This window comes from Aurantimonas sp. A2-1-M11, assembly GCF_036549475.1.
Classification (GTDB): domain Bacteria; phylum Pseudomonadota; class Alphaproteobacteria; order Rhizobiales; family Rhizobiaceae; genus Aurantimonas.
Genome location: NZ_JAZHLI010000201.1, coordinates 1 through 1,140, shown reverse-complemented (window position 1 = coordinate 1,140; position 1,140 = coordinate 1). Strand labels below are relative to the sequence as shown.

General features: G+C 68.5%; 1 protein-coding gene and 1 pseudogene. Both read left to right on the top strand.

All coding sequences use genetic code 11. The features are described 5' to 3' along the window. Window positions 1–141: pseudogene (locus tag VQ042_RS25635) on the top strand (acyl-CoA dehydrogenase); the annotation flags it as partial. Window positions 142–184: 43 nt separating this feature from the next. Next, window positions 185–1,021 (top strand): alpha/beta hydrolase, encoded by an 837-nt coding sequence (locus VQ042_RS25630; RefSeq protein ID WP_331823056.1) that lies wholly within the window; start codon window positions 185–187, stop codon window positions 1,019–1,021. Window positions 1,022–1,140: the final 119 nt, after the last annotated feature.

Below are 1,140 nucleotides of genomic sequence, written 5' to 3'. Positions count from 1 at the left end.
GGCGGCAACGGCATCATGGGCGAGTACCACGTCATGCGCCACGCCCAGAACCTGGAGACCGTCAACACCTACGAGGGCACGCACGACGTCCATGCGCTGATCCTCGGCAAGGCCCAGACCGGCCTCCAGGCCTTCTTCTGAGCCACGACGAAACCAGCCGGAGAGCACGAGGGAACGACGGGCCATGAGCCAGACGGTGGACGCGCCGATCGACGATTTCGACACGGCCTATGGCAATTCCGGCGCGATCGCCGGTGCCGAGACCTATCCGCCGCGCTGGCGCGAGCGCGCGAGCGCGTTCCGGCAGGAGATGGACGCGGCAGGCCGCGCCCGCCTCGCCTGCCCCTATGGCGCGGACGAGCGGGCCCGCTACGACCTCTTCCTGCCCGACGGCGCGCCCGGCGGCCTCGCCGTCTATGTCCATGGCGGCTACTGGAAGGCGTTCGGCCGGTCCGAATGGTCGCATCTGGCGGCCGGCGCACTGGCTCGCGGCTTTGCCGTCGCCATGCCCTCCTATCCGCTCTGCCCGACGATCCGCATCGCCGGGATCACCCGCCAGATCGCGCAGTTCCTCGACATGGCGGCGTCGGATATTGCCGGTCCGATCCGCCTGTCCGGCCATTCGGCTGGCGGCCATCTGGTGACGCGGATGATCTGCACGGATTCGCCTCTGTCCGAGGCGACCGCCGCCCGCATCGACCGGGTCCTGTCGATCAGCGGCGTCCATGACCTGCGCCCCATCATGAAGACGGCGATGAACGAGGTCCTGGCGCTCGATTTGCCCGAGGCGCGGGCCGAAAGCCCGGCGCTTCTCGAACCGCGCGGCGACGCGGCGCTGACCTGTCTTGTCGGCGGCGACGAACTGCCGGAGTTTCGCCGCCAAAACGCGCTGCTCGCCAGCGCCTGGCACGGTCTCGGCCTGCGCACCGGCGCCGTCGAGGCGCCGGGCCGGCACCATTTCGACGTCATCGACGCCCTGGAAGACCCCGCCAGCGACGCGGTCGAAATCCTGACCGGGTGAAACGCACAGGGCTCCGAATCCATATTTCATGCCGTCGGATCGAGGAGTTTTGCGAGGTAGTCGGGAGACCAGCCGGCGAGTTTTCGCCGCGATTTGAGGGACTTTTTGTCGGTGGCACT